Source organism: Occallatibacter sp. (assembly GCF_035317045.1).
Taxonomy (GTDB): Bacteria; Acidobacteriota; Terriglobia; order Terriglobales; family Acidobacteriaceae; genus Telmatobacter.
The window spans coordinates 61,571-85,223 of sequence record NZ_DATHHT010000042.1; the positions used below are offsets into that span (position 1 = coordinate 61,571).

A 23,653-nucleotide genomic window follows, 5' to 3' on the forward strand; every position below is an offset into this window, starting at 1 on the left:
AGCCAGAATGCCAAAGTCACTAAAACCCGCCAGCAACCCGGGGTCCCCAGCGACAGGTCTTAGTCGCTGGAGTGGTAAACCGCAGCTCTCTCATTACGACGCCGCAGGCAACGCCCGTATGGTCGACGTCAGCCCCAAGCAAGCCACAAAGCGCACCGCCACCGCCTCGGCATTCGTCGAACTCTCCGCCGCAGTTCTCGCCGCGCTCCCCACCAACCCCAAGGGCAATCCGCTTGAGGTCGCGCGTTTCGCCGGCATCCAGGCCGCCAAGCGTACGTCTGAACTGATTCCCATGTGCCACCCGCTGCCGCTCACGCACGTCGACGTCGAGGCAACCATCGTTGCCGGTGGAGTCCGCATTCGCGCCACCGCATCCACGACCGCTCAAACGGGAGTGGAAATGGAAGCCCTCACCGCCGCCGCCATCGCAGCCCTCACGGTCTATGACATGACCAAGGCCCTCGACAAATCCATCGTCATCCGCGCTATCCAGCTCGAGCAGAAATCCGGCGGCAAATCAGGCGATTACAAACGCCAAAAATAACGCGCCACTTGTCAACACTAAGAACTAAGAACATGAAGTCATGGACGTAAAAACCGCAATCCGCCAGGGAGACGCCGCCGCTCTTCGCCTGTTGCTTGCTGAAGATGCATCACTTGCCGATGCACTCATTCGCTGGGGCCACAACGACTGCATCCACACTCACCCGCTCCACTACGTCTCCGACATGATCTTCGACGGAACCCTGAAACGCGGGGCTGCTTTGCCACTGCTTGAAGCGCTCATTCAATCCGGCGCAGACCTCGATTTCCAAAGGGATGGCAAGGGCGATACGCCGCTAATCGGAGCCGCGAGCTTGATCGCGGAAGATGTGGGTCTCCGTCTCCTTGAGGCTGGAGCCAATCCCAGGCTTCGCGGAATCTTCGGCGAAACTGCGCTCCACTGGTCAGCACTGCTCGGCGAAGACCGACTGGCCAGAAAGCTGATTCCCGTCTCCGACATCGATCTCAAAGACGAGAAATACAACTCGCCGCCCCTTGGCTGGGCCATCCATCAATATTTTGAACCTCTCGAAAAAAGTCGGGAAAAACAGCTCAAAGTCGCCTCGCTCCTGGTTGTAGCCGGTGCAACCATCGAGCCCGAGTGGATCAACTCCGACCGTGTTCGCAACGACCCCGCCATGCTCGCCGCACTTAGCAGACGATTGAGCCGTTAGTCCGATTACTCCTCGAAGAGAATCCAAAGTTCCGGCAACGCTCTCTCATTGGGTCCGCAGAGCACTTGCTGGATCCACCGTTGCCGCGCGCCGTGCCGGAATAAATCCTGCCAACGCCGCCACTACGCAAATGATCAGAATCCCTGCTCCGTACACCGCCGGATCTGCGACCGACACTCCAAACAGCTCGCTTCGCACTGTCCTCGTTGCCAGCATCGCCAGCGGAATCGTCACCGCCACAGCGCCTCCGGCCAGCATCAGTACTTCGCACAATATCAATCCCACCACCGTCGTGCGCCGCGCACCCAGCGCCATGCGAATCCCAATCTCCCGTGTCCGCTGCGCCGTCGAATACGCGAGGATTCCGTATAGCCCGATTCCCGCCAGCAGCGTCGCCAGCATGCCGAACACCGAGGCCAGCATCGCAATTGCCCGCTCCGCCACCAGGTTCGCGTCAATCGTTTCCTGCATGGTCTGAAGATTGCCCACAATCAGCTTGCCATCAATATTCGCGATTGCCGCGCGTATGCTCGCCGTGGCTGTGTCGGGCGGCTGCCATGTCCGCACATAAAAGTTAAGCCCCGTCTGCCGCGTTGCCTGCGAAAAAAGTGTGTAGCAGGTGGCAAGCGCAGGATCGCGTACGCTGGAATGCTTCACATCGCGCACAACTCCCACAATCGAAGCGTCGGTGCCGGGCTTCTTCGGTCTTGCCACGATCCGTCCAAGCGCCTGCTGCGCTCCGCCAAAATAATGTTTGGCAAAGCTCTCGTTCACCACGGCAACGCGCTGCGATGTAGCCGTGTCGCTCGCATTGAAGTACCGTCCCACCACCAGAGGCACGCCCAGTGTCTGCAGATATCCGTTGCTCACCCAGGGAAGCTCCACGTCGAATTCCTCGTCGGGTTTGCCTGCATACCCCGCCGGCACCATGTCTCCCTGAATATCGTCGCCCGTCAAATCCGCGTCATTGGTCGCTCCCACAAATCGCACCCCTGGTAGCGCCGCGGTAGCGTCCAGCACCCGCTGCTCCACCGGAGCCACCTGGTTTCCCGGATAGCCTGCCAGCGTTGGATTCAAATCGAATGCAAGCAGATGATCGGTAGCGAACCCCGTCTCCACGTGGCGAAGATTACTGATCGTCCGCACAAACATGCCCGCCACCACAATCAGCAGCAGGCTGAATCCAATCTGCAGCGCCACGCACGAGCGGCGAAACTTGAGCGATCCGCCGCCACTGGTTCCTGTCCGTTGCTGCATCACCTCGGCCAGTCGCGGATTCCGGAACTGCAACGCCGGTGCAAGACTGAACAGCAAGCTTGCCACCATTGTGACAACAAGGGACCAGCCCAGCACGTGCCAGTTGAGCACTGCCGCAAAGGGCAACTCCCCTTCCATGTTGATTGACAGCTGATGAATCAGCAGCCGAAGCGCCTCCGGTGCAAGCGCCAGTCCCAGTGCCGCTCCCGCCAGCCCCAGCATCATTCCTTCCGCCAGCAATTGCCGCAGGACCTGGCGGCTGGTCGCGCCCAGCGCATAGCGAACTGAAATCTCTTGCGCGCGCGCCGCTGCCCGCACCAGCAGCAGACTTGCCACGTTCACCACGGCCATCCCAATCACCAGCATTACCATCGCAAGAATGATGGTGAGAGGCGCCTGCACGTCACCGCGCATCGGACTGAAGCCTTTTGCTCCCGCATCCACATGCAGGTACGCCGACCCGACGAAGTCCTGCCGATCCTTCGCAGACTGATCGGAAAGGTCCTTGAACTCTTCGGCCCTCAGCGCACGAAAAAGCGGATTGATCGAAGCCTCCGCCTCTGAACGCGTGACGCCAGGTTTCAGTCGGCCCGCAATGGCTATCCAGTAATCCTTGTGATCGGCCAGAGACGTCCACTCCGGCGTCAGCACCTGCTCCATCGTGAGCGGCACATACACAGCCGGCGTGTGTCCCCACACCATGCTGTGAAATCCCGGTGCAGCGACTCCTGTAATCGTGAAGGGCGTTCCGTTGATCAGCAGCGTCTTGCCGGCGACCGGCGCTTCCGCGAGGTGCGACTTCCAATAGTCGAAGTTGAGTACCGCTACCGGATTTGCTCCCGGAGCCGTTTCATCGCCGGATCCGAATACCCGTCCCGACGCCGGCGGCACGCCCAGCGTCTCAAAATAATTGCCGCTCACCAGCTCTGCCGAAACCGACTCCGCGTGATTGTTCCATGTCACGCCCAGCGTTTCCGGAGCCTCGGCAATCAACCCGCTCAATGCTGTATTGCGGTCCCGCAAATCCTTGTACATCGGGTACGAGAATTCGTGCACGTGGCCCGGTGTGTCTCCGCCTTCCGAATGCAAGTGTCCGGAGCGTGACCCCGTAAAGTTCAGCACCACGAGTTCGTTCGGGCTGCGTACCGGCAGCGTCTGCATCAGTGCCTGGTCGAAAAGGCTGAAGATGGTCGCGTTCATCCCAATCGCCAGTCCCAGCGTCAGCACCGCCATCACCGTAAAGCCGGGATTCCTCCACAGCCCCCGCAGACCAAACCGCAGATCGCGTCCCAGCGACTCCAGAAAATACGACGGTCGCTCTTCGCGGCATTCCTCGCGCGCACGCTCCCTGCTTCCAAACGCAATCATCGCGCGCCGTTTTGCTTCCGCCGCCGACATCCCTGCCGCAATATTCGCCGCGATCTCGCGTTCCATGTGAAACGCAAGTTCCTCATCCACATCGGCGCGCTTCTTGCCGGTGACAAAAAAGCGAATCCGCGACCACCATTCACTCAACATGGTTTCCCTCGCCAGATTTCCGGGCTATGCGCCCTGCAGCACCAGGTTCACAGCGCCCGTCAGCCGATCCCAGTTTTCTAGTTCCGCTTCAAGCTGTTTCCGGCCAGCCGCCGTCAGCGCATAGAACCGCGCCCGCCGATTGTTCTCCGAGGCGCCCCACGTCGCCCGAATCCAGCCGCGATATTCCAGCCGGTGCAGCGCCGGATACAGCGAACCCTGCCCGATCTGCAAAATGTTGTTCGACATTTCCTGGATTCTCTGCGCAATCGCCCACCCATGCTCCTGGCCGGGAGCGAGCGTCTTCAAAATCAGCATGTCCAGCGTGCCCTGCAGCAAATCAGTGGATGGTGGCATCTTCCCCTCGACGTTCGACAATAGCATCGCCCGTCTTCTTGTCGAATGTCAAGGGGAGACCATTACGCACAACCCTCAATGCGTGCGAATCGCTGAATGCGCCAGGGCCAGCGCGCTGCACCATCGATCAGTAAACCCAAAGCCGAGATATCAGGACTGGTGTCCCAGGCATGCCTTAGCCGGCACTTGTCCGAGATGACGGATAGGATCCCTGGGGGGCCGGAAGACGTGAAAAAATCAATTAGGGCCGCAGATGAACTCCCATGAACGGGTATGACCTGCAGTGTTTTCCATCAACGTTCATCCGGATTCATTAGGGGAGCCACTGGATTCGTGCTGAGAGGACTAGGAAATGCGGAAAGGGTTTACGAGAGAACCACAACGGGACGAGCCCGCGACGCACGTCAAGAACTACATAACGCCGAGCGGTCTCGAGCGCCTCAAAGATGAGCACCGGTTTCTGCTCACCAGGGACCGCCCGGCCGTGGCGGAGGTGGTGACGTGGGCTGCCGGCAACGGCGATCGCAGTGAAAACGCCGACTATCAGTACGGCAAGCGGCGGCTGCGGCAGATCGATGGGCGGATTCGCTTTCTCACCAAGCGAATCGAAGCCGCGGAAGTGGTGGACCCGGAAGCTCCGAGATCGCGGCAAGCGGAGGCGCGGGCATTCTTCGGAGCGACCGTGCGCTATGCCAATGCCGCGGGAGCGGAGCGAGTGGTGAGCATCGTAGGCACCGACGAGGTCGATCTCAACCGCAACCACATCAGTTGGGTGTCACCTCTGGGGCGCGCGTTGATGAAGTCGGCAGCGGGAGACAGCGTAGTTCTCCAGGCGCCGGGCGGGACAGAATACCTGACGGTGCTGGAAGTTTGTTACGAGCGCATTTCTGTGGAACCGTTCCGCGAACCACCTGGATCCGCGGCCTCGGCCAAAGGGACTCCCTCGCCGACGCTCCCCTGACGAAGAAGAGACGATACGGCACAGTTAGTGAAAGAGCGACGACTGTAATAGAGCGCTATCGGCTCTTGGCAGGCGACAGGATGATGAGTTGAGCCCTCATAAACGCCCTGGCATCCGGACAGGCATGGTCGACGTTTGCTTTCGGAAAGCTTGCGCGATGCCGATTTTCCGGCACTAAGCTGAAACTGGATGAGCGGATTGACGATGCATGTCAATTGAGGCTGTTCCAAATTGTCAGAACGGCGGCCCTTATTCTGTTCGCAATGCTTGCATTGGATCGAGACGCGAAGCGCGCCACGCGGGAAAGGCGCACGCAATCGAAGCGATCGAGAGCAAAGTAAGAATCACAGCGGCAATAACAGCCGGGTCATACGGCGCGGTTCCGTAGAGCATCGACCGGATGAGTTGAGTTGCTCCAGCGCTGGCTGTCAGGCCGAGAATCAGCCCGAGGAGCGCCGGCCGCAGCCCGTCGAACAAAATGAGACGCAAGATCTGTTCGCGTTGCGCTCCCAGGGCGATGCGGATGCCGATTTCCGACACTCGCTGTGTGACCAGGTAAGAGAGCACTCCATACAGGCCTACTGCGGCCAGAAGAAGAGACAAGGCGGCGAAAGCCAAGACCAAATTTGCCGCGAAACCTTGAGTGGCCGTGGTCTTGCCGAGAATCTGGTCCATGGTCAGCGCGTTGTAAACGGGCAGCTCTGGTTCGAGCGCGGAGATTTGTCGCTGGATCGGTATCGACATGGCCAGGGGATCGCCGGAGCTCCAGGCCACGATGGTAGCCTCGCTCGTGCGGTTGGGAATGCCGGAAAGGATAGGGAAGTACATGGTGGCGGCGACTGGCTTGGTGACATCGTAGACGGTGTCGCCAACTTCACCGATGATCTCGTAGTTTTCCACGTTGGTATCCCAGCCTGAACGGACATGTTTGCCGATGGGGTCCTCGCCCGGGAAAAACTGATCTACGAATTGCTTGCTGACAACGATGTAGTGGGCGTTGCCGAGGCGCTCGTGTTCCGTGAAGACGCGGCCGCGCAGCAGAGGAATCTGCATGACGTTGAAGTACTGCGGGTCGGCGGTGAGGGTCATCGCATCGTACTGAAGGCTGTAAGTGGGTGTGGGCCGCTCCAGGATAGTGAAAACTCTGTCGCCCTGTGGCCCGGTTCCAGGCGCATTGGACACGAGCGCAGCGCCGCTCACCCCCGGCAGCCGGCGCACGCGCTCAAGCAGCGATTCGTGGAAGCGCATCACTTTGTCAGGCGTATCGTATTGGATTTCGGGGAGCCCGAATTTCATCGTCATTACGTGATCGATTCGGCAGCCCAGGTCCGCCATTCTCAAGCGCATGAAGCTCTTGAAAAGCAGTCCGGCTGAGACCAGCAGCATGACCGTGAGCGCGATTTCGAGGGTAAGCATCGTCTTGCGCAGACGCGCACGCGAGGCGCCGGCGCTGGCCGATCGCGAGGATTCCTGCAGCGCTGTGAGTAACCCTTTGCCAGTGGATGCGACTGCCGGCACGAGACCAGCCAGCAATCCTGTAGTCAACACCAGGCCCGTTGCAAAAGCGAAAACCCATCCATCTATATGTACGGAGTCGGCTCGGGGTAGATTGCGCCAGTTGGCAGCGAGCCAGCGCGTGGAAGACAGCGACAGCAGTAAGCCGAGTACGCCGCCCGCCACGCAGATCAGCAGGCTTTCGGTCATCTGTTCGCGAATTAAAGCAAGCCGGCTGCCGCCCAGGGACCCGCGGATGGCAACCTCCCGCCGACGCGCTGCAGCCCGCGCCACAAGCAGGTTCGAGACATTGAGGCAAGCAATCAAAAGCATGCAAGTAACGGCACACAGCAGTACCAGCATCTGTGTTCTCACACCCTTCACCAGGTCATCGATCATCGGCCGGGCCCAGACATCTTCAGCCACGGGCTTGGAGGCATTGGCGAGATGTATCCCGTACTGCACCGCGCTCACCTCCTGCGTCGCCGCTTCTGCGCTCACCTCCGGCTTCAGCCGCGCAACCACCTCGCTCTGGTGGCCGTCGTGTATGCGATAGTCGCTCTCTGAAAAAGTCTGCGCGTAGGGCAGCCAGAACTGGATGCGGGCATCCGGATAGGTAAACCAGCTTGGCAGCACGCCAATGACGGTCGTCGGGATGGTGTCCAGATGAATCTGTTTGCCAATGATGGAAGGATCTCCAGCGAAGCGGCGTTGAAACAGGCTCCAGGTGAGCAGGACCACCGGCTCACCCTTCGGATGATCTTCTGCCTCGGTGAAGATGCGGCCAAAGGCGGGGGCTACGCCGAGTAGTGGAAAGAGATTGGCCGAGCCACCCGCGCTCTGCGCGACTTCGGGCAGTTCGGAATGCACGCCGGAGATAATGCCCCCGTAGCCGCGCATCGCCGCCATGTCCTCAAAGCCATGGGTCTGACTGCGCCAATCGCGGTAGTCGCCTGGCGCAACCGCATTGAATCCGTCGCCGCCGTTGTTGTGGCGATAGTGCTCATAGAGCATGACAAGCTTGCCGGGATCGCGAAACGGCAATGGCCGCAACAGTACGGCGCGTACCATTGTGAAGAGCGATGTGGTTGCGCCAATGCCCAGCGTCATCACCAGCACAGAGACGATTGCGAATTCCGGCGAGCGCAGTAGCGTGCGCGTGCCGTACTTCAAGTCACTCGCCAGATGCTCCAACCAGCCCCAGCTCCAGGCCTCGCGTGTCTGCTCGCGAATCAGTGTCATGTTGCCGAAGGCGCGGCGCGCTGCAAAATGAGCTTCTCTTGCAGACAGCCCATGCTCCCGTTGCTCTTCCTCTTCCAGTTCAAGGTCAGACTGAAGCTCCCGCGCAAGGTCGGCATCCCGTTTAGCAGTTCCTTTCCAGCCCTGCCACCATCGCATCTCAGCTCTCCTCGGCGGCGGGCCACATCACGCGCGCCACAGCTTCCGCCATCTGCTGCCATTGCGATTCTTCGACCACAAGCTGCTTCCTGCCCATCTCCGTAAGCCTGTAATACTTGAACTCCCGGTTGCGATCCGGAGCCGTCTCCCATTTCGAGGCGACCCATCCTCGCTCCTCCAGGCGATGCAGCGCCGGATAGAGCGAGCCATGCTGCATCTGCAGGAAATCATTTGTGGTCCGCTGAATGTGTTTCCCGATCTGATGGCCATGTGCCGGCCCATAAAGAAGGGTTCGCAAGACCAGCATGTCCAGCGTACCCTGCAGCAAATTCGCTCGTGGTGGTGCTTGCTTTTTTGCCATGGAAGACGTTCGACCCTCAATGAGAAGTGATGGTAGGCATTCGACTGTCACTTGTCAAGCACGCGGGGCAAGAACAGATCATCGAAGAATGCCTGAAGTCCAAACCACTCATCCAGGCAGGTGGCCCCGATCCCCTTTGAGCTTCCAAACAATTCTCAGTGTGCCCTCGGTCCCCGTCATTTGCGGATCGATTGGCCCCCGAAAACGCCGATTGCGCTAGCGATTTCGATCGGAAGGCCAGAACCGTGTCACTGAAGTGTTCACCCCAAATCCATGTCAAGCCCCGAGCCCTGTCAACCCGGTCCAACCCACACAATCCAAACACAAAAAACCGGCTCTCCGTTTTGCAGGTAATTATGACCCGCTGGCGCACAATGAACTTGTGTCAGATCGGGGAGAACTCTGCTTCCGCGCGGTTCCCCGCCGGCACAGGCTCACAGATCGCGTTCACTAAGGCCCTTAAACGATAAAAAATGCCAAAATCGACCAAAAAGAGCCCAAAAACACCATCCGAAAAGAAGGTAACTATCTCTCCCACAGTGGGTTGGACTTCGCCAACCCTCGTATCTCGAAAATCCAGGCCGTGAAACTGCGAAACTGCGAAAGGAAACCGCCCCGGAAGGGCAATCTGAGAGGTCTCCCAGGCGGGAACCCCGGGAACGGAGTGGCCCGGGTCACCGTTCTCTTGTTCACTTGTTGCCTGTTCACTAGTTCCCTCGTCCTCTAACGCCTTTGCTGAGAGGACTCTACAGGCAACCTCAATCCATAGAGGACATTGCCGGGAAGGGAGGCTGTAAACCAATGAAAGTAGAAACTTTCTCTACAGGGTGCATATATACCCCCCCGGCACTACGTCGCCAATCAAGCTGAAAACTGACAGCTGAGCGACCACCGGTTCACCGCGAAGACGGCTTCGCACTCGGCGCAGGTGGCGCACCATGATCGTGATCGTGGTCTTCCTTCGGCGGCGTGAAGATCGGAGGATCGAGATGTCCGCGATGGCACGTTCCGCACGATACCCCCACGCCGGAGTTCTCAACCTTCTCCACGTAATTCCCGTTGATGTCGTCTACCATCCGGTACATCAGCCGCGCCGTAGCCTTCTCCGGCTTGGAGTCGTCGGCAAAATTCAGCCGTGGTTTTCCGTTGGGCCCGATGTTCTTGGGATCGGCAGCGTGACAGGTACTGCACTCGGCGCCCAGCGAGGCCTCCCACTTGTGCATCAGCTCGTGAACCTGCTCTCCCGTCATGGTCTTCGGAAGGACTTTCAAATTGGTCGGCGCGGGTTCCTCGTGATGATGATGCTCTTCGGCAGGCGCCTGCTGGGCTGCGGGGGTTTGGGAAAGAGCGGCAACGGCAAACAGTGCGAAAACCAGGGCCGTCAAAGGGGCAGAGAAAGACGGGGAAGAGAGCTTCAAGTGCAGAGTTCCTCGCGGTGTGGGATGACTTCTATTCTACTGACGAATCATGATTCGGTTTGGTTGAAGTTCCGTTAAGGCGTTTAGGCCCGGACACACAGCTGTGCCCGCGCAACGCAAATCGCAATGGCGAGTCCACGGCATGCCTGATGCCGATCCGCGGCGTAATCACCACCTCCGCCGCGGGACAGCCGTCGTCTCTTACCTGAAGCGGTGACGCAGCACTTGTCACATCCAGCCCATTGTGCAGCGGACGCGTCAACCCCAGCGCGATGCATAGCCGACTCGGCCCCGACGCAATCATCCGCACCGGAGCGTCCTTATCCAGTCCTCGGTTTCGCGCCATTTCCGCGATGCCTATCACTGGCTCCAGCGCCCGCAACAAAATGCCGGCTCCCAGTCCCTCGCGCTCGCAGCTGATGTTCGCGCAAAAATACTTCCCGTAGATCGAGTACAGATAGGCGTACCCCGGCGGCCCAAACAGCACCAGGTTTCGCGGCGTTGGCCCGCGATGGGTATGCGCCGCCGGATCCGGCGGATCGTGATGCGGCCCGAGGTATGCCTCGACCTCCACAATCCGCCCCGCCAGCACCGAACCTCGGCGAGTCCGTGCCACCAGCAGCTTCCCCAGCAGCATCGGGGAGACAGATTCCGGCGAATTCTCAAAGAATTCACGCGAAATCAGCTGTCCCGGCAACGCCTTTGTGGTCTTGGAAGCCCTTATTTGTGCGATTTTTTCCATTCCTTTACAAGCGCCAGTACCTCTTCTGCGTGCCCTTCTGGCGTAACCTTTGGGAAGATATGAATGAGCTTCTGGTCAGGCCCGATCAGATATGTGGTCCGTTCGATCCCCCAGACTTTCTTCCCATACATGTTCTTTTCCTTCAACACACCAAACTGATTGCAGACTTTCTCGTCTACATCAGCAAGGAGCGTATACGGAAGGTCGTACTTGGCCTTGAACTTCGCCTGCGCCTTCGGCGTGTCCCTCGAAATGCCAAGAACGACGGCGCCGGCGGCCTGGATCTTCTTGAAAGTATCCCGAAAGCCGCACGCCTCAATGGTGCAGCCAGGAGTATCGGCGCGAGGATAGAAGAACAGCACAACCGGCTTGCCGGCGTAGTCTGAAAGACTGACAGTCTTGTCTTCGTCTGTCTGTAGCGTGAAATCAGCAACCTTCTGGTTCACTTCCATAGGAGATTCCTCGTATCGTCAGTATGGTGGATAAAGTTTCGGCACGGTTGTTTCGATTGCATTATTCCCTAGGAGCACGCTGGGTGTCATCACGCACTTCCAAGTCACGTTTTACCAGACCAACATCCCTCGCTCTCGCTGTGGGACTGGCGGCTGCGGGCGCTTGTGCTCAGTATCCCGGACAAATCATCAAGAAGGACAAAGCGACTCCTGAATTACGAGCCATCGCTGTTCTCGAGTGGACGGGCGATGAAGGCAAACCGAAGACCAGCCGCATCGTTCCCATCACCGTCTACGACGGACAAGCCCTGCAGGATGGCGGAGTCTACCTCGCTCGGCCCCAACCGCTCGCGCTCACCAGCGAGGTTGAATACGAGCTAGAGAAGAACGGTGCGCGCTTCGGGCTTTACGACATCAGGACCGCGGGCCAGGAGCAAGGCTCCTGGGTCGGCTACGGCTTGTGGAAGCCCTTGCCTTCCGCCAAACCGGCTGCACCGAAACCTGTCGTGGACGATGGCTTCGACGCCAATGACGACAAGCCGGTGCTGCATCGCAAGCATGAAGGGAATTCCGGCAGCTCTGACTCCGGCGCCTCCGGGCCGTCGCCCGATCCTGACCGGCCCACCCTGCATAAGAAGTCCGGTACAGACGATTCCGGAAAGTCCACTTCCAGTTCGGGTCCTGCCGCCGATCCAGATCGTCCGACCATGCATAAGAAGACTTCCGACGACTCATCCCCATCCGGCAGCACGTCGAGCAGCAATTCCGACCACCCGGTTCTGCACAAGGGCACAGAGTCATCGGCCGATACGAACGATGGGGAACGGACCGGAGCCGCCGATCCCGATCGTCCCCATCTCATGCGCGGCAAGCCCACCGGCAATGGCCCTGACGTCTTGCCAAGCCTGATGGGCCTTCCTGCCGACATGCAGCAGGCTGTCGCCGTCTCCGACGAAAGAAACCATCCCGAGCATCAATGGAATTACGCGTGGGCCAACCCCGACGACGAACTCAAGATGAAAGAGGACATGGAAGACATCGCGCGTAAGTCCCTCGACCTCACTCCTCCTCTGGCTCCAAAGACGAAGCGTGTCGCGGCCAAGGCGCATGCCAAGCCCGCTCCGCCGCCCGAGCCTCCGCCACTGATGGACGAGAAGTTCCGCGTCTTCGAGCTTGCATATGGCTCCGGCGCCACTATGGTTCTTTCGGCGCATACTGACGGACCCGCGAAGCAGCAAAAATTCGTGACCCTGATCGCCCAGCCGGACCTCTACGGTAATGCACTAGTGCTTCTCAAGAACGTCACTGACGGCGAGCATCTCGATGAGACTCCCCGGATGAAACTTATCGACGCTGTGGATGCCCTTGCCGACAATCGAGGCGAGTTGCTGTTCGAGTTGCGCGGCGCTACACAGCGGCAGTTCGCGCTGTACCGGGTGCTCCGCGGAACCGCCGAAAAAATCTTCATTACCGGCGGAGGCGAATACGGCATAGCGCCAGGCGAATAATCACCCGGCCCTCAAGCCCCTCCGCCGGTGAGTCCCGCCTGAATCCCGGTTGGTGCCGTTTGGAGATGCTCCAACTCCGGTGCAATGCGACCTTCGAAGAGAACGTGGGGCGATACCGGCGACAACTAGATGTGTTGCAATGACATTAACTAAGCGCACTCGGGATTTTTATCCCACCGGAACAGCACCAGTAACTTTCGTGACAATGATGCGCTTATGTCGTGGAGAAAACTTATCCCTCCTATACAATCCTTGTAAGGCTGGCTTTATCAGATCCCCGTCTAAAGGAATTAGCTACCGAATGGCATCACTCGTGTCCGCTCCCCCTCCCGCCAATGCTCCTGATACTGCAGCGAAAAAGGTTGCCGTAGAGCACGACTACTCGTCGCCTCACGGCAGAGTTCCTGCGAAGTTTCTTGTCCATATGGGCAAAGCTGCAACTGTTGGCTATGGGATTAACTGGTCGACATTGGCAATCATCGGCTCCTTTCACGCGGGGGCGCTGGCCGCTTTCTTCTTTTTCAGCTGGCAGCGTTTAGCGGTGATGGCGATTCTCTATGTGCTGGCCATCAACGTAGGCATCGGCATGTGTTATCACCGGCTGCTGACGCATCGTGGCTATCAGACCCCCAAGTGGGTCGAGTACATCATGAGCATCTTTGCCACCATGTCGCTTGAGGGCGGCCCCATCTTCTGGGTGTCGACGCATCGCGTCCATCACCAGCTCAGCGATCAGGAAGGCGACCCCCACACTCCCAAAGAGGGTGGCTGGTGGGCGCACACCGGATGGATCCTGTTTGGTGAGGCACTGCATGGGCAGGTTGAAATTCTGAAGCGCTATTCGCCAGATCTGAGCCGCGACAAGTTTTACCTCTGGCTCAGCAAATATCACTGGCTCCCCATCACCGTCAGCGGCCTGCTTCTGTTGGCTGGTGGCTGGATCTGGGGCGGATGGATCAACGGAGTCGCGATGGTTCTATGGGGTGTAGCACTTCGCGTCACCCTCGGGCTGCATGCCACCTGGCTGGTCAACTCGGCCACGCACCTTTGGGGCAGCAGGCGCTTCGAGACCCGCGACGACTCGCGCAATAGCTGGTGGGTTGCGCTGCTGACCGGCGGCGAAGGCTGGCACAACAATCACCATGCGCATCCTGTCTCTGCGCGGCATGGCCTTAAGTGGTACGAGATCGATCCCAACTTCTGGGGCATCTGGCTGCTCTCAAAGATCGGCCTGGCCAAGAAGATTCACGTGGCCAAGTTCGATCCCGCCAACCCCAAGCCCGCGGGTCTTTAGGCACAGAGCATCAACGCAAGTACAAACGGCCATTCCTTCGGGAATGGCCGTTGCTTTTGGTCTTGATTGGTTACTTGCGGAGCTTGGCGCGAATCCAGAGAGTGGCGAAAACCGGGAGCGCGACGACGAGAACGACTACGCCTGCAGGGAACCCGACGTAAAGATAAGTGTCTGCATAATTCACGGAGTGATGGCCGAATAAGTTCCACGCGAGCAGAGCGAAGATCGCCAGGCAGGTCGTTGCGAAAAATGTGAAGAACGCCGAGGTAAACGCCAGCAGCAGGCTTTGAAACAGGCTGAAGCCTTCGAGGGGAAATCCGAAAACTCTGCCGCCGGGGTGGCGCTGGCTGTGCGTGGATTGCATCGACGCGACCTCTGTCGTCTAGAATACATTCTTATGCCGAGCAGCGCGCAAATCGAGCTTTGGCCAGCCGACAAGGTGGCTGCGCAGGCGCAGGTGGGACGGGCCTCCAACGGTATCAGCTTTGCCGGATGGGGCGAGACGCGTGTGAGCGAGACCGATCTCGAGCGGCTGGTTGCCGCCGTTCCTCCGCTGCTGGCGCCTGCACTCAAGAGCCGCGCCTACTACTTTGTTCCGCTGGCGATTGCCGATACCGGCGAAGTGTTGATCGCGCCTTCGTATACCGTCGATCTGGGCGACCGTGCGGTGTGCCATCGCAATGCGAGCCTCGGCACAACCGAAGCGGTGTTTCTGTCGACACGGCTGGTCGAGGACCGCTTTGGACTGGCATTTGAATTCTTCATCAACGTGGCGCACAACTTTGCCGATGTGGCGGGCGTGCCGGAGAGCTTTGCGCAGCTGATCTGGTCGCAGGCCGAGGCGCAGGTGCGCGGGGAAACCAGCCAGGATGCGTGGGAGTCTCGGCGTCGCGCGCAGGACTCGCACAACGGGCAGCAGAAGACGATCGACGAGCGGTCGCGGACGACATTCTACGAATCGGCATTCTCTGATTCGCTGGCGATCTACATGCTGTCCCTTGCGGTCGATTTCGATTATCACGATCTGCGCGAGCGCGAATATCCGCTGCTGGCCGCCCCGGCCCTGGCGGAGCGCCTGCGCCATATCGCCAGTCTCTTTCCCCCGAACGCCGGCTACGAGTTCCAGATTCTCTACCGCCGCAAAGGGTAGAGGACAGTGAGCAGTGGGCAGTGGACAGTGAGCAGGGGCCCGTTGGTCGCGCGGGAGGGCCTGCGGTGCTTTCAGCTTTGTGGTGAAGTTTTGCTGGGGGGGTATATATACACTCTTTGGGGAAAGAGTGTACTTCCATTGGTTTACAGCCCTCCCTGCCGGCAAAGTCCTCTGCGGATTGAAGTTGCTTGTAGAGGCTTCTCAGCATTGGAGTTAGGAAGAAAGGGAACACGTGAACAAGTGAACCAGGGAGCGAGTGAATAAGGGAACAAGGGCACGAGTGAACAAGAGCGGTTTCCTTTCACAGCTTCACAGTTTCACAGCGCGGATTTGCGATAGTGCGGCCCGGCGGAGGTTAACCTGTTTCGGAATATATAGTTAGCAGATTGGGCACGGCGTTTTTTGGCGTGTTTTGGCAGCTTATCTCATGCTTGCAAGGGCTTGAGTCTCCCGATTTCTCCGGGCCGATGGACGAGCGCAGGAGCGATGGCGGGAATTGCTGAATAGATCAAGAATAGCAAGATCCGCGAAATAACCTGCAAAAACAGAAAATCTATTTTGCGTTTGGATTGAGGAGTTTAGGCTGTGGATCCTGCAAATGAGACTTGACTGCCCGATAGAGAGCCCGCACACTCATGCGCAAAAGGCGCGCATCAAAGCGGCACCATGGGCTGGTCGCCAATTGCTGAATTGGTGGTATCCAAGTCCCAAAACCGGGACATGGGCACCGGGACGGGTTAACCCAGGAATCTCTTATTTCACACTGTTGTAGTCCTTATCGCTGACAGGCTCCAACCAAATTGTCTTTCCCTTTATGGTCGGAGTAACCGCGATATAGGCAAAACCACTTCCCGGTGATGCGCCGTGCCAGTGCTCTATTCCCGGAGCGCATTTGATTACATCTCCCTTGTGAACGATTCGTACCGGCTTTCCCCTTTCCTGGTAATAGCCGGTGCCCTCGGTGATCAGTAGAACCTGCCCACCTGGGTGAACATGCCAATCCAGCCTTGCACCGGCATCATAGGTTGCCATGGCAATGCTGGGATCGAATGTACTGTCTCCTACGTTCAGCTCACTGAGCCAGATATTCCCCGTGTGATTCTTGGTGGTGGACAGTTCACCTTTCGGGAAACCTGAATCCGTTGATTGTGCCTGGGACTGGAAGGGGCATAGGGCACTCACCACGAAAGCGATGGTTAGAAGTTTCGTTCTCATGTCTTATCTTCTCCTTGATGCTTTTATTCGGTGGTGCTGCCAACTCGACATCACTGGAACCGTTTGAGCGATTTTCGGCCAGGGTCATTTGCCCGGCTTCGTCAGTCCGTGCGCTTCCAGCCACCAGTAGAACTCGTCGATCCAGTGATCGCTCGTTGTGCCTTGCTTGCGCATGCTCCAGCCATGACCGCCGTGTTCATAAAGGTGAAATTCGGGCTTGTATCCGGCTGCCTTGAGCGCGTCATAGAACTTGATAATTTGCGGACCGGCGAGATTGTCGTCTTCAGCCATCTCCATGAAAAAGGGCGGAACATCTTTCGGTATCGGAGGCACACTAGGAAAATAGGCGCCGTAAATCGGAGCCGCGTAGTTGGGACGGGCGCTCACATCCGGCTGGATGGCCGTATACTCCGTGATCATTCCGCCAGCCGAGAGTCCCATGAAGACAATGCGATCGGGAGACACGCCTAATTCGGAAGCGTGGGCACGTACGACCTTGATGGCCTGAACGCCATCGTCTAGTGCGTACTTACCATCCTGAGCGATCAAGGCGTAGTTGCGAATCTGAGCCCCGAAGCGCGCACGGCCGGCCTGGCCTAACTGCGCGTCGTTCTCGCCCTCTATCTGAGCCGTCCGGTACTTCAAGACGAATCCCGCGATGCCTCGGGCCGCGAGCCACTCCGCGACCTCGTGCGTATCGGTACCGAGGAATAAAAAGCCTCCACCGGGGGCAATAATGACGGCGGTTCCTGTCGCCTTAGCCGCATCTGGAAGGTAAGCTGTCAGCGTCGGGGTCGTCACGTTGACAATCGACTCCATCGGACCGAACCGAATCGTGGTCTCCTTTTGCTTCCACTGCTCGGAGCCCGGCGCGACACCAGGCCAGATGTTGATGACCTTCGGCGCGAGCGCTGGCGTTCCGGGCTGTGCAGGCTTGCTATTGTTGGTTTCCTGTGCGTTGGCCGAAGTGATTGCACATGCTGTAATCAGGGAGAGTGCAACGAAAAGCTTGTGACGCCGCCTGCTCATTGAGTCTGCTCGATTGATCTTCATGATCTCCTTTTCTTCTTTCAGCTCCCAGAGTCAGGTCATTTTCAACACATGTTCAGGAAGGCGCGCGCCTTCGAGCCTCAGAGTGGAAGAAACTTCGTTGATCTGCTGAGATCAGCCTCGGTCAGCCTCGAGATTTTGTCCGAGAATGCGCTTTTGCATTGCTCTCCCTTGTGCTTTGTGCACCCATTCTCTCCTAGCGATTTACAAGGCTCTGAAGTTGAGCCGGATATCTGTCTCCCTGAACATCGATCGCCGATATGGCATCGTGGATCGCCTTCAGATCTTCCGTCGTCAGATCCACGTCTGCTCCGCCAAGATTCTCTTCGAGCCTGTGCAGCTTCGTTGTTCCAGGGATCGGCACAATCCACGGCTTTTGAGCGAGCAGCCACGCCAACGCGATCTGCGCCTTGGTCGCTTTCTTCTGTTCTGCAATCCGCCCGAGTTCATCCACCAGCGCCTGGTTCGCTTTTCGGGCCTCGGCGGAGAAGCGTGGAACGACGTTGCGGAAGTCAGTCTTGTCGAACTCCGTCTTGTCTGAGATTGCTCCAGTAAGGAAGCCCTTGCCCAACGGGCTGAATGGAACAAACCCGATACCGAGTTCCTCCAGTGTCGGAAGGATCTCCTTCTCCGGCTCACGCCACCACAGCGAATATTCACTCTGAAGCGCCGTTACCGGCTGCACAGCATGAGCGCGGCGAATGCTTGCTGCGCCAGCCTCAGACATACCAAAATGTTTGACCTTCCCCTGCTGGATGAGATCCTTCACGGTGCCTGCCACATCTTCGATCGGGACATGTGGGTCGACGCGATGCTGATAGAACAGATCGATTACGTGAGTGTTGAGGCGCTTCAGGGCGCCGTCAGCGACGGCCCTGATCGTTTCCGGCGTGCTATCCAGCCCTTGACTCGGGATCCCGTTCTTGAAGCCGAATTTCGATGCGATGACTACCTTGTCGCGAATAGGTGCCAGAGCCTCGCCGACAAGTTCTTCGTTAGCAAACGGACCATAAGCTTCGGCGGTATCGAAGAAGGTCACACCGCCGTCATAAGCGGCGCGGATTACTTTGATTGCCTCATTCTTTTCGACAGCAGGGCCGTAGCCGAAGCTGAGTCCCATGCAGCCGAAGCCGAGTGCTGAAACTTCCAATCCGCTATTTCCCAGTGTTCGCTTTTGCATTATTTCCCCTCTACCTGCAGTTTAGGGAGAAGCGAACGCGAGCTGTTATCCCGATTCTGCCGATCTTTTGCCTGATTCTCTTAATGGCGAGTCTTTGCACTCGCCTCAAACGAACGGCACAGCTATGCTCAGGAAGAAGGAGGGCAGACGAAATGAGCAGAAATGGCAAGCATCCCGCCGCTCCTTTACCCGGTCTTTCGATCCAGGATTTGAGAACCGAGCTGGCGGATAAAATTGCCTGGTTGATCGGCTCCTCAGAGAAGCTGATCACTCAGATACCGGAAGTGATGCTGGTGCGGAGGACGGCACCGAGTGCGCCCTGCTCCGTGACCTATACGCCCAGCGTGATCGTCGTTGCTCAAGGCAGCAAACGCGTCGATCTCGGCCGGACCACATTCGTTTATGACCAGTCACGCTTCCTTTTAACCTCGATCGACCTGCCGATCGTCAGCCAGGTGGTCGGTGCCAGCGAAGCAAAGCCCCTTCTCGCGATGGCCATCAAACTGGAAATGCCGGTTGTCCGCGAGCTTCTCAGCCGGGAAGAAGTCCGAGTGCGTCACGCGTCCTCCGACAGCCCTGCCATGGTGACCGGTGAGATCACGGCCGAGTTGCTGAGCGCATGCTGCCGGCTGGTGGACCTGCTGGCGACTCCACAGGATATTCCCTATCTGAGTGGCCTCATTCAGCGCGAGATCGTCTACCGGCTGCTGTGTGGACCTGAGGGAGTTCGGCTGCGGGCGATTGCAACTTCAGGAGATCAGAGCCATCGCACTGCGAGAGCGATCTCCTGGATCCGGGACAACTACGCGAAGTCGGTGCGCGTGGATGATCTGGCTGAGATTGCAGGCATGGGTGTCTCGACACTGCACCACCATTTCCGTGTGCTGACCCATATGAGTCCACTGCAGTATCAGAAGCAACTGCGGTTGCAGGCAGCCCGAGGGCGGATGCTGCTCGATGGCATCGACGCTTCGACTGTGGCGTTTGAGGTCGGATACGAAAGTGTCAGCCAGTTCAACCGTGAATACAGCCGCTTCTTCGGCCAGCCTCCGATGCGGGACATCAAAGCGCTTCGAGAAGGCAAGATCGTTGTGATGAGCGCCGCCTGACGGCACGCGTGTAAGCGCGGGTCACAACCTATACGTTGAGTTGGTGTACCAGCGGAGGACTCTCAGGGCGCGGAGGGTATTCCAGCGGCTGGCGCCGGCTACGGCGGTCTCCATCTGCAACGGGATGTATTCGGGATGGAGAAGATTGAGGGGCCAGCGGCCGTTCTGGTGGCGGCGGGCGATCACCATCTGCATGGCTTCGTGGATGCGGTCATCGGGCTTGACGCCTGCATTGCGCAGATAGTCGAGCCCGCGCAGGACGTCGTAGTGCCAGTGCGTGGGGTAGGTGAAGCGGAGCCAGCGTTTATCGATGATGTCGCCGGTGCTGAGCGAGCGGAACATGCGGCGGCTGAGGAGATAATTCTCGGCGCGTTTGCGGGCGCGGGTGATGGCCGGCGATTTGCGGCCTGCGCGTTCGTGCTGCAGCAGACCTTCGAGCACGCAGATGGTGGTATGGAAGGAAGAGCGAGTGCTTTGGGGGGCCTGGCAGTTCCAGCCGCCATCTTTGAGTTGTTCGCGGAGGAGTTGCCGGGCGAGTGCGTCGTTGGGTTCCTTGAAATACGCGCCGATGCCGAGGATTCTGCCGTTGATGCAGGGCTCGGTTTCGCCGCTGAGGTAAGGGCGGTTGTTGAGCGGCTTGAAGACGAGCCGCTTGTCGACGCGATCGATCATTTTGCGCGCCTGTTTGCTGGCGGAGTCGAGGCCAAGGTCCTTGAGAACGACGAGACTCCATAGGGTGACGAGGTCCCACTGCCCGCCGGGCCAGTGACCGCGCTGAGATTGGCGGGCAAGGAGTTCGGCTCCCCAGCCTTCAGTGGCGACGCGCGCGCGCTCGGCGGCAATCGCGTCGGGAGGTGCGTCTGTGAGGTCGCGCATAACCTGCCAGCGGATGGCGGGGTCAGAGTCGAGGAGCCAGCGGATATGCGCGGGACGGGATGCGTAATCATGGCGCATGGGTTTTTATAGCATGCGGTGTTTTTGGGGCTGGAAAGGCATGGGCGAGAAGCGGAGTCGTGCGGATGAATGTTAACGAGAGAAGAACGAGATGGGCGCGGCGGTAATCGGACTGGACATTTGTGCCGCATTACGAAACCCTGCGCTGGATGCAGGTGGCGGGCACATTGCAATAAATGGAGATGCGTGGCTGCCCTGACAGAAATGGTACGCTGCGCCGGTTCGCGCTTTATTGGGATTTGACTATTTAGTAACCTAGAGAGGATGGCCAGTTTGTTGGCCCACGCCACACGAAGGAGAAGATTCCAATGGCAGAGACCCCGAAGAAACCGTCGACTCGCAGGATGAGCAGCGCGTCTGCATCGGCAACCAAAGAGATCGCACCCAAACGGCAAGCCAGCGCCAAAGTGACCGCGATCGGTATTTCGCACGAAGAGATTGCGCGACTCGCACACAAGTTCTGGGCGGAACGCGGCAGACAGCACGGACACGACGCGGAAGACTGGCTGCGCGCAGAGCAGGAGTTGAGGGGCAAGGCCTCGTAAAGGACAGACGTTTAGCAGGGCATCAATTCAGCAGGGCGCTGGAAGGTCACTTTCCGTTTTCATTTTTTAATGGCTTCCATACGCAATCCGGCCCTCACTGATTGTCCAGCGAACTTTTCCTTGCATTGCCCAGCCGTCGAATGGAGTGTTGTGCGCCTTGGAGAGGGTTTCCCTGGCGTGATACGTCCACTCGGCTTTGGGATCGAAGACCACCACGTCGGCAAAGCTGCCGACGGCGAGGGTGCCGCGGCCTTTGAGGCCGAGCAGCGCGGCGGGTTGCGCGCTGAGCAGGCTGAGCACGCGGCCTAAGGGCAGCTTCCACTCCCTGTGCAACCAGCGCAGGCAGAGGCCGAGGGCTGTCTCAAGACCGGTGATGCCGTTGGGGGCATTCTCAAACTCCACTTCCTTCTCATGCGTGGCATGCGGCGCGTGATCGGTGGCGATGGCGTCGACAACACCGTCGAGAATGGCTTCGATCATGGCATCGCGGTCGGCGGCGGAGCGCAGGGGTGGATTCATCTTCGCGTTGGTGTTGTATTGGCCGACGTACTCTTCGGTGAGCAGGAAGTGGTGCGGCGCGACTTCGCAGGTAACGCGAAGTCCGTTGCGGCGCGCCTGGCGTACGGCGGCGATGGCGGCTGCGGTGGATGTGTGCGCGACGTGAAGATGTACGCGCGCGTCGCGCAGTTCAGTGACGAGGCGGATGTCGCGCTCGACGAGGGAACTTTCAGCTTCAGCCGGCATTCCGCGCAGGCCGAGCTTGAATGCGATGGGGCCGGCGTTCATGCTGGCGCCCTGGGTCATGCGGGTGTCTTCGGCATGCTGGATGACGCTTAAGCCCACGCGTGCTGCGGCGGCGAGGGTCTCGCGCATCACGCTGTCTTTCAGGATGGGATGGCCATCGTCGGTGATGGCGACGGCGCCGGCTGCTTTGAGAGCGGCGAAGTCGTTTAACGTTTCACCTTTGGATCCACGGGTGGCTGCTCCTATCGGAAAGACACGAACGCAAGCGTTACGCTCCGGCGCGAGCATCCAGCGGGTGATCTCGGGAGAGTCGTTGACCGGCGTGGTGTTGGGCATGGCGGCGACGGCGGTGAATCCGCCTGTGGCTGCTGCGGCGGTGCCGGTGGCGATGGTTTCCTTGTAGGCCTGGCCGGGTTCGCGGAGATGAACGTGGATGTCGATCAGGCCGGGAGCGACGGTGAGGCCGGCGGCATCGAGGACTTCAGCGCCGTTGGCGAGCTTGAGTTTTCCAGGGGCGGCGATTTCGGCTACGCGGCCATCTTTGAGCAGGATGTCTTTCGGCGCGTCCACACCGGCGCCAGGATCAACGAGGTGGCCGTTGCGAATTACGAGAGCGCTCATGGGCGGCCTTCTTTCTTCGCTGCTGTGAGCGCGCGTTCGACGACGGCCATGCGGATGGCTACGCCGTGGCGGACTTGCTCGAGGATGGCGGATTGGGCGCCGTCGGCGACGCCGGCGGTGAGTTCGAGCCCGCGAATAATGGGGCCGGGATGCATGACCACGGCGGTCGGCGCCTGCGCGGCGAGACGCTGGCCGGTGAGCTGGTAGGCGTCTTTGTATTGTGCGAGATCGAGTTGGAGGCCGGCGAGGCGTTCGGCCTGAATGCGCAGCATCATGACCACCTGCGATTGGCGCAGTGCGGTTTCGAAGTCGCGTTCGACGGAGATTCCCGGGCCGGCGTTGGCGGCGGAGTCGGGCAGCAACTGCGGCGGACCGCAGAGAACGACGCGTGCGCCCAAGCGGGGTAGCAGCAGCATGTTGGAGCGCGCGACGCGGCTGTGCAGGATGTCGCCGACGATGGTGACGGTGACGCCGCTCAGTGTATCGGCGGTGAGGGTTTCGACTCCGTAGCGCAGATGCGCGAGGATGGTGCGGAGATCGAGCAGGGCCTGCGTAGGATGCTCGTGCATTCCATCGCCGGCATTGAGGATGGGCAGGCGCGTTGTTTCTTCAAGCAGCCATGCAGCGCCGGAGGAGTTGTGGCGCAGAATGATCGCCTCTGCTCCAAGCGCGCGCAGGGTAAGTCCGGTGTCTTTGAGAGTCTCGCCTTTTTCGATGCTGGATGAAAGGCTCGAAACCAGCGTGGTATCGGCACCGAGGCTCTTGGCGGCGAGTTCGAAGCTGGTGCGGGTGCGCGTCGAGGACTCGTAGAACAAGAGAGCGACGCGGCGCTTAAGCAAGATGCGGTCGCGGATCAGCGGATCGAGGGTTTCGAGCACGGTTGCACGGAAGAGCAGGTGGCTTATGTCTTCGATGCTGAGGTCTTGAATCGAAAGCAGCGAACCGGGATTGTAGGGAAACGGGGATGCCGGCGGTTGTGGTGTTGTGAGGTGGCGACGGGCGAGTGGCGTTGGCGCGATTGCGGTCATTTTCCTGACTCTCAGCTTTCAGCTCTCAGCTTTCAAGCCATTCGCTTCCGACATGAAACTGAAAGCTGCGGCTGACAGCTGTT

The 23,653-nt window shown here is 59.1% G+C and carries 22 protein-coding genes; 8 read left to right on the plus strand and 14 right to left on the minus strand.

Annotated features, from left to right (window positions below):
- Positions 1–7 precede the first annotated feature (7 nt).
- On the plus strand, positions 8–544 hold the full coding sequence (gene moaC, locus VK574_RS21340) for a cyclic pyranopterin monophosphate synthase MoaC (RefSeq protein ID WP_472801904.1): 537 nt from the start codon (positions 8–10) through the stop codon (positions 542–544).
- Positions 545–584: 40 nt separating this feature from the next.
- A complete protein-coding gene (locus tag VK574_RS21345; RefSeq protein ID WP_472801905.1) occupies positions 585–1,217 on the plus strand; it encodes an ankyrin repeat domain-containing protein in 633 nt (210 codons plus the stop codon).
- Between the two features lie 45 nt (positions 1,218–1,262).
- On the opposite strand, the gene VK574_RS21350 is transcribed toward VK574_RS21345, so the two are convergent.
- Both VK574_RS21350 and VK574_RS21355 read right to left on the minus strand, forming a co-directional pair.
- A complete protein-coding gene (locus tag VK574_RS21350) occupies positions 1,263–3,992 on the minus strand; it encodes an ADOP family duplicated permease (RefSeq protein WP_472801906.1) in 2,730 nt (909 codons plus the stop codon).
- Positions 3,993–4,016: 24 nt separating this feature from the next.
- Entirely contained in the window at positions 4,017–4,346 is a 330-nt protein-coding gene (locus VK574_RS21355; RefSeq protein ID WP_472801907.1) for a PadR family transcriptional regulator, read from the minus strand.
- Between the two features lie 352 nt (positions 4,347–4,698).
- Here VK574_RS21355 and greB point away from each other — a divergent pair, with 352 nt between their 5' ends.
- Entirely contained in the window at positions 4,699–5,307 is a 609-nt protein-coding gene (greB, locus tag VK574_RS21360) for a transcription elongation factor GreB (protein WP_472801908.1), read from the plus strand.
- Between the two features lie 249 nt (positions 5,308–5,556).
- On the opposite strand, the gene VK574_RS21365 is transcribed toward greB, so the two are convergent.
- From VK574_RS21365 to bcp, 5 genes are all read right to left on the minus strand, one after another.
- Positions 5,557–8,199 (minus strand): ABC transporter permease, encoded by a 2,643-nt coding sequence (locus VK574_RS21365; protein WP_472801909.1) that lies wholly within the window; start codon positions 8,197–8,199, stop codon positions 5,557–5,559.
- 1 nt (position 8,200) lies between these two features.
- Entirely contained in the window at positions 8,201–8,560 is a 360-nt protein-coding gene (locus VK574_RS21370) for a PadR family transcriptional regulator (RefSeq protein ID WP_472801910.1), read from the minus strand.
- Between the two features lie 896 nt (positions 8,561–9,456).
- Positions 9,457–9,978, minus strand: a complete 522-nt coding sequence (locus VK574_RS21375; RefSeq protein WP_472801911.1) for a c-type cytochrome — start codon at positions 9,976–9,978, stop codon at positions 9,457–9,459.
- A gap of 31 nt (positions 9,979–10,009) precedes the next feature.
- Positions 10,010–10,720: a DNA-3-methyladenine glycosylase gene (locus VK574_RS21380; protein ID WP_472801912.1), complete on the minus strand. Its 711-nt coding sequence runs from the start codon at positions 10,718–10,720 to the stop codon at positions 10,010–10,012.
- The gene (gene bcp / locus VK574_RS21385; protein WP_472801913.1) at positions 10,699–11,172 is read right to left on the minus strand and encodes a thioredoxin-dependent thiol peroxidase; all 474 of its coding nucleotides are present in this window, start codon (positions 11,170–11,172) and stop codon (positions 10,699–10,701) included. Before bcp ends, VK574_RS21380 begins: the two co-directional genes overlap by 22 nt.
- 83 nt (positions 11,173–11,255) lie before the next feature.
- Between bcp and VK574_RS21390 the strand changes: the two genes are divergently transcribed.
- Both VK574_RS21390 and VK574_RS21395 read left to right on the plus strand, forming a co-directional pair.
- Complete coding sequence (locus VK574_RS21390) at positions 11,256–12,680, plus strand: hypothetical protein (RefSeq protein WP_472801914.1); 1,425 nt, start codon at positions 11,256–11,258, stop codon at positions 12,678–12,680.
- A 301-nt stretch (positions 12,681–12,981) separates the two neighbouring features.
- Complete coding sequence (locus tag VK574_RS21395; protein ID WP_472801915.1) at positions 12,982–13,974, plus strand: acyl-CoA desaturase; 993 nt, start codon at positions 12,982–12,984, stop codon at positions 13,972–13,974.
- Positions 13,975–14,044: 70 nt separating this feature from the next.
- Here the strand turns inward: VK574_RS21395 and VK574_RS21400 are convergent, their stop codons facing one another.
- Positions 14,045–14,338: a hypothetical protein gene (locus VK574_RS21400; protein ID WP_472801916.1), complete on the minus strand. Its 294-nt coding sequence runs from the start codon at positions 14,336–14,338 to the stop codon at positions 14,045–14,047.
- A 33-nt stretch (positions 14,339–14,371) separates the two neighbouring features.
- Between VK574_RS21400 and VK574_RS21405 the strand changes: the two genes are divergently transcribed.
- The gene (locus VK574_RS21405) at positions 14,372–15,124 is read left to right on the plus strand and encodes a hypothetical protein (RefSeq protein ID WP_472801917.1); all 753 of its coding nucleotides are present in this window, start codon (positions 14,372–14,374) and stop codon (positions 15,122–15,124) included.
- Positions 15,125–15,877: 753 nt separating this feature from the next.
- Here VK574_RS21405 and VK574_RS21410 read toward each other — a convergent pair.
- The 3 genes from VK574_RS21410 to VK574_RS21420 all read right to left on the minus strand — a co-directional run bounded on the left by VK574_RS21410 (position 15,878) and on the right by VK574_RS21420 (position 18,569).
- Positions 15,878–16,339, minus strand: a complete 462-nt coding sequence (locus tag VK574_RS21410; RefSeq protein ID WP_472801918.1) for a cupin domain-containing protein — start codon at positions 16,337–16,339, stop codon at positions 15,878–15,880.
- A gap of 84 nt (positions 16,340–16,423) precedes the next feature.
- Entirely contained in the window at positions 16,424–17,392 is a 969-nt protein-coding gene (locus VK574_RS21415; protein WP_472801919.1) for an alpha/beta hydrolase, read from the minus strand.
- Between the two features lie 193 nt (positions 17,393–17,585).
- The gene (locus VK574_RS21420) at positions 17,586–18,569 is read right to left on the minus strand and encodes an aldo/keto reductase (protein WP_472801920.1); all 984 of its coding nucleotides are present in this window, start codon (positions 18,567–18,569) and stop codon (positions 17,586–17,588) included.
- 152 nt (positions 18,570–18,721) lie between these two features.
- Between VK574_RS21420 and VK574_RS21425 the strand changes: the two genes are divergently transcribed.
- Complete coding sequence (locus VK574_RS21425; RefSeq protein ID WP_472801921.1) at positions 18,722–19,678, plus strand: AraC family transcriptional regulator; 957 nt, start codon at positions 18,722–18,724, stop codon at positions 19,676–19,678.
- 21 nt (positions 19,679–19,699) lie between these two features.
- Here VK574_RS21425 and VK574_RS21430 read toward each other — a convergent pair whose 3' ends face one another.
- Complete coding sequence (locus VK574_RS21430) at positions 19,700–20,632, minus strand: hypothetical protein (RefSeq protein ID WP_472801922.1); 933 nt, start codon at positions 20,630–20,632, stop codon at positions 19,700–19,702.
- A gap of 308 nt (positions 20,633–20,940) precedes the next feature.
- Here VK574_RS21430 and VK574_RS21435 point away from each other — a divergent pair, with 308 nt between their 5' ends.
- Positions 20,941–21,177, plus strand: a complete 237-nt coding sequence (locus VK574_RS21435; RefSeq protein WP_472801923.1) for a DUF2934 domain-containing protein — start codon at positions 20,941–20,943, stop codon at positions 21,175–21,177.
- Between the two features lie 66 nt (positions 21,178–21,243).
- Here VK574_RS21435 and VK574_RS21440 read toward each other — a convergent pair whose 3' ends face one another.
- Together VK574_RS21440 and VK574_RS21445 are read right to left on the minus strand one after the other, a co-directional pair.
- Positions 21,244–22,542: a dihydroorotase gene (locus VK574_RS21440; RefSeq protein ID WP_472801924.1), complete on the minus strand. Its 1,299-nt coding sequence runs from the start codon at positions 22,540–22,542 to the stop codon at positions 21,244–21,246.
- Positions 22,539–23,570, minus strand: a complete 1,032-nt coding sequence (locus tag VK574_RS21445; RefSeq protein WP_472801925.1) for an aspartate carbamoyltransferase catalytic subunit — start codon at positions 23,568–23,570, stop codon at positions 22,539–22,541. The genes VK574_RS21440 and VK574_RS21445 overlap by 4 nt, the downstream gene beginning before the upstream one ends.
- Between the last annotated feature and the right edge of the window lie 83 nt (positions 23,571–23,653).

What these genes read in the sequence shown, in the direction of transcription:
- moaC (WP_472801904.1), top strand. Translation starts at nt 8, where the DNA reads ATGCCAAAGTCACTAAAACCCGCCAGCAACCCGGGGTCCCCAGCGACA.
- VK574_RS21345 (WP_472801905.1), top strand. Translation starts at nt 585, where the DNA reads ATGGACGTAAAAACCGCAATCCGCCAGGGAGACGCCGCCGCTCTTCGC.
- VK574_RS21350 (WP_472801906.1), bottom strand. Translation starts at nt 3,992, where the DNA reads ATGTTGAGTGAATGGTGGTCGCGGATTCGCTTTTTTGTCACCGGCAAG.
- VK574_RS21355 (WP_472801907.1), bottom strand. Translation starts at nt 4,346, where the DNA reads ATGCCACCATCCACTGATTTGCTGCAGGGCACGCTGGACATGCTGATT.
- greB (WP_472801908.1), top strand. Translation starts at nt 4,699, where the DNA reads ATGCGGAAAGGGTTTACGAGAGAACCACAACGGGACGAGCCCGCGACG.
- VK574_RS21365 (WP_472801909.1), bottom strand. Translation starts at nt 8,199, where the DNA reads ATGCGATGGTGGCAGGGCTGGAAAGGAACTGCTAAACGGGATGCCGAC.
- VK574_RS21370 (WP_472801910.1), bottom strand. Translation starts at nt 8,560, where the DNA reads ATGGCAAAAAAGCAAGCACCACCACGAGCGAATTTGCTGCAGGGTACG.
- VK574_RS21380 (WP_472801912.1), bottom strand. Translation starts at nt 10,720, where the DNA reads ATGGAAAAAATCGCACAAATAAGGGCTTCCAAGACCACAAAGGCGTTG.
- bcp (WP_472801913.1), bottom strand. Translation starts at nt 11,172, where the DNA reads ATGGAAGTGAACCAGAAGGTTGCTGATTTCACGCTACAGACAGACGAA.
- VK574_RS21395 (WP_472801915.1), top strand. Translation starts at nt 12,982, where the DNA reads ATGGCATCACTCGTGTCCGCTCCCCCTCCCGCCAATGCTCCTGATACT.
- VK574_RS21400 (WP_472801916.1), bottom strand. Translation starts at nt 14,338, where the DNA reads ATGCAATCCACGCACAGCCAGCGCCACCCCGGCGGCAGAGTTTTCGGA.
- VK574_RS21405 (WP_472801917.1), top strand. Translation starts at nt 14,372, where the DNA reads ATGCCGAGCAGCGCGCAAATCGAGCTTTGGCCAGCCGACAAGGTGGCT.
- VK574_RS21410 (WP_472801918.1), bottom strand. Translation starts at nt 16,339, where the DNA reads ATGAGAACGAAACTTCTAACCATCGCTTTCGTGGTGAGTGCCCTATGC.
- VK574_RS21415 (WP_472801919.1), bottom strand. Translation starts at nt 17,392, where the DNA reads ATGAAGATCAATCGAGCAGACTCAATGAGCAGGCGGCGTCACAAGCTT.
- VK574_RS21420 (WP_472801920.1), bottom strand. Translation starts at nt 18,569, where the DNA reads ATGCAAAAGCGAACACTGGGAAATAGCGGATTGGAAGTTTCAGCACTC.
- VK574_RS21425 (WP_472801921.1), top strand. Translation starts at nt 18,722, where the DNA reads ATGAGCAGAAATGGCAAGCATCCCGCCGCTCCTTTACCCGGTCTTTCG.
- VK574_RS21430 (WP_472801922.1), bottom strand. Translation starts at nt 20,632, where the DNA reads ATGCGCCATGATTACGCATCCCGTCCCGCGCATATCCGCTGGCTCCTC.
- VK574_RS21435 (WP_472801923.1), top strand. Translation starts at nt 20,941, where the DNA reads ATGGCAGAGACCCCGAAGAAACCGTCGACTCGCAGGATGAGCAGCGCG.
- VK574_RS21440 (WP_472801924.1), bottom strand. Translation starts at nt 22,542, where the DNA reads ATGAGCGCTCTCGTAATTCGCAACGGCCACCTCGTTGATCCTGGCGCC.
- VK574_RS21445 (WP_472801925.1), bottom strand. Translation starts at nt 23,570, where the DNA reads ATGACCGCAATCGCGCCAACGCCACTCGCCCGTCGCCACCTCACAACA.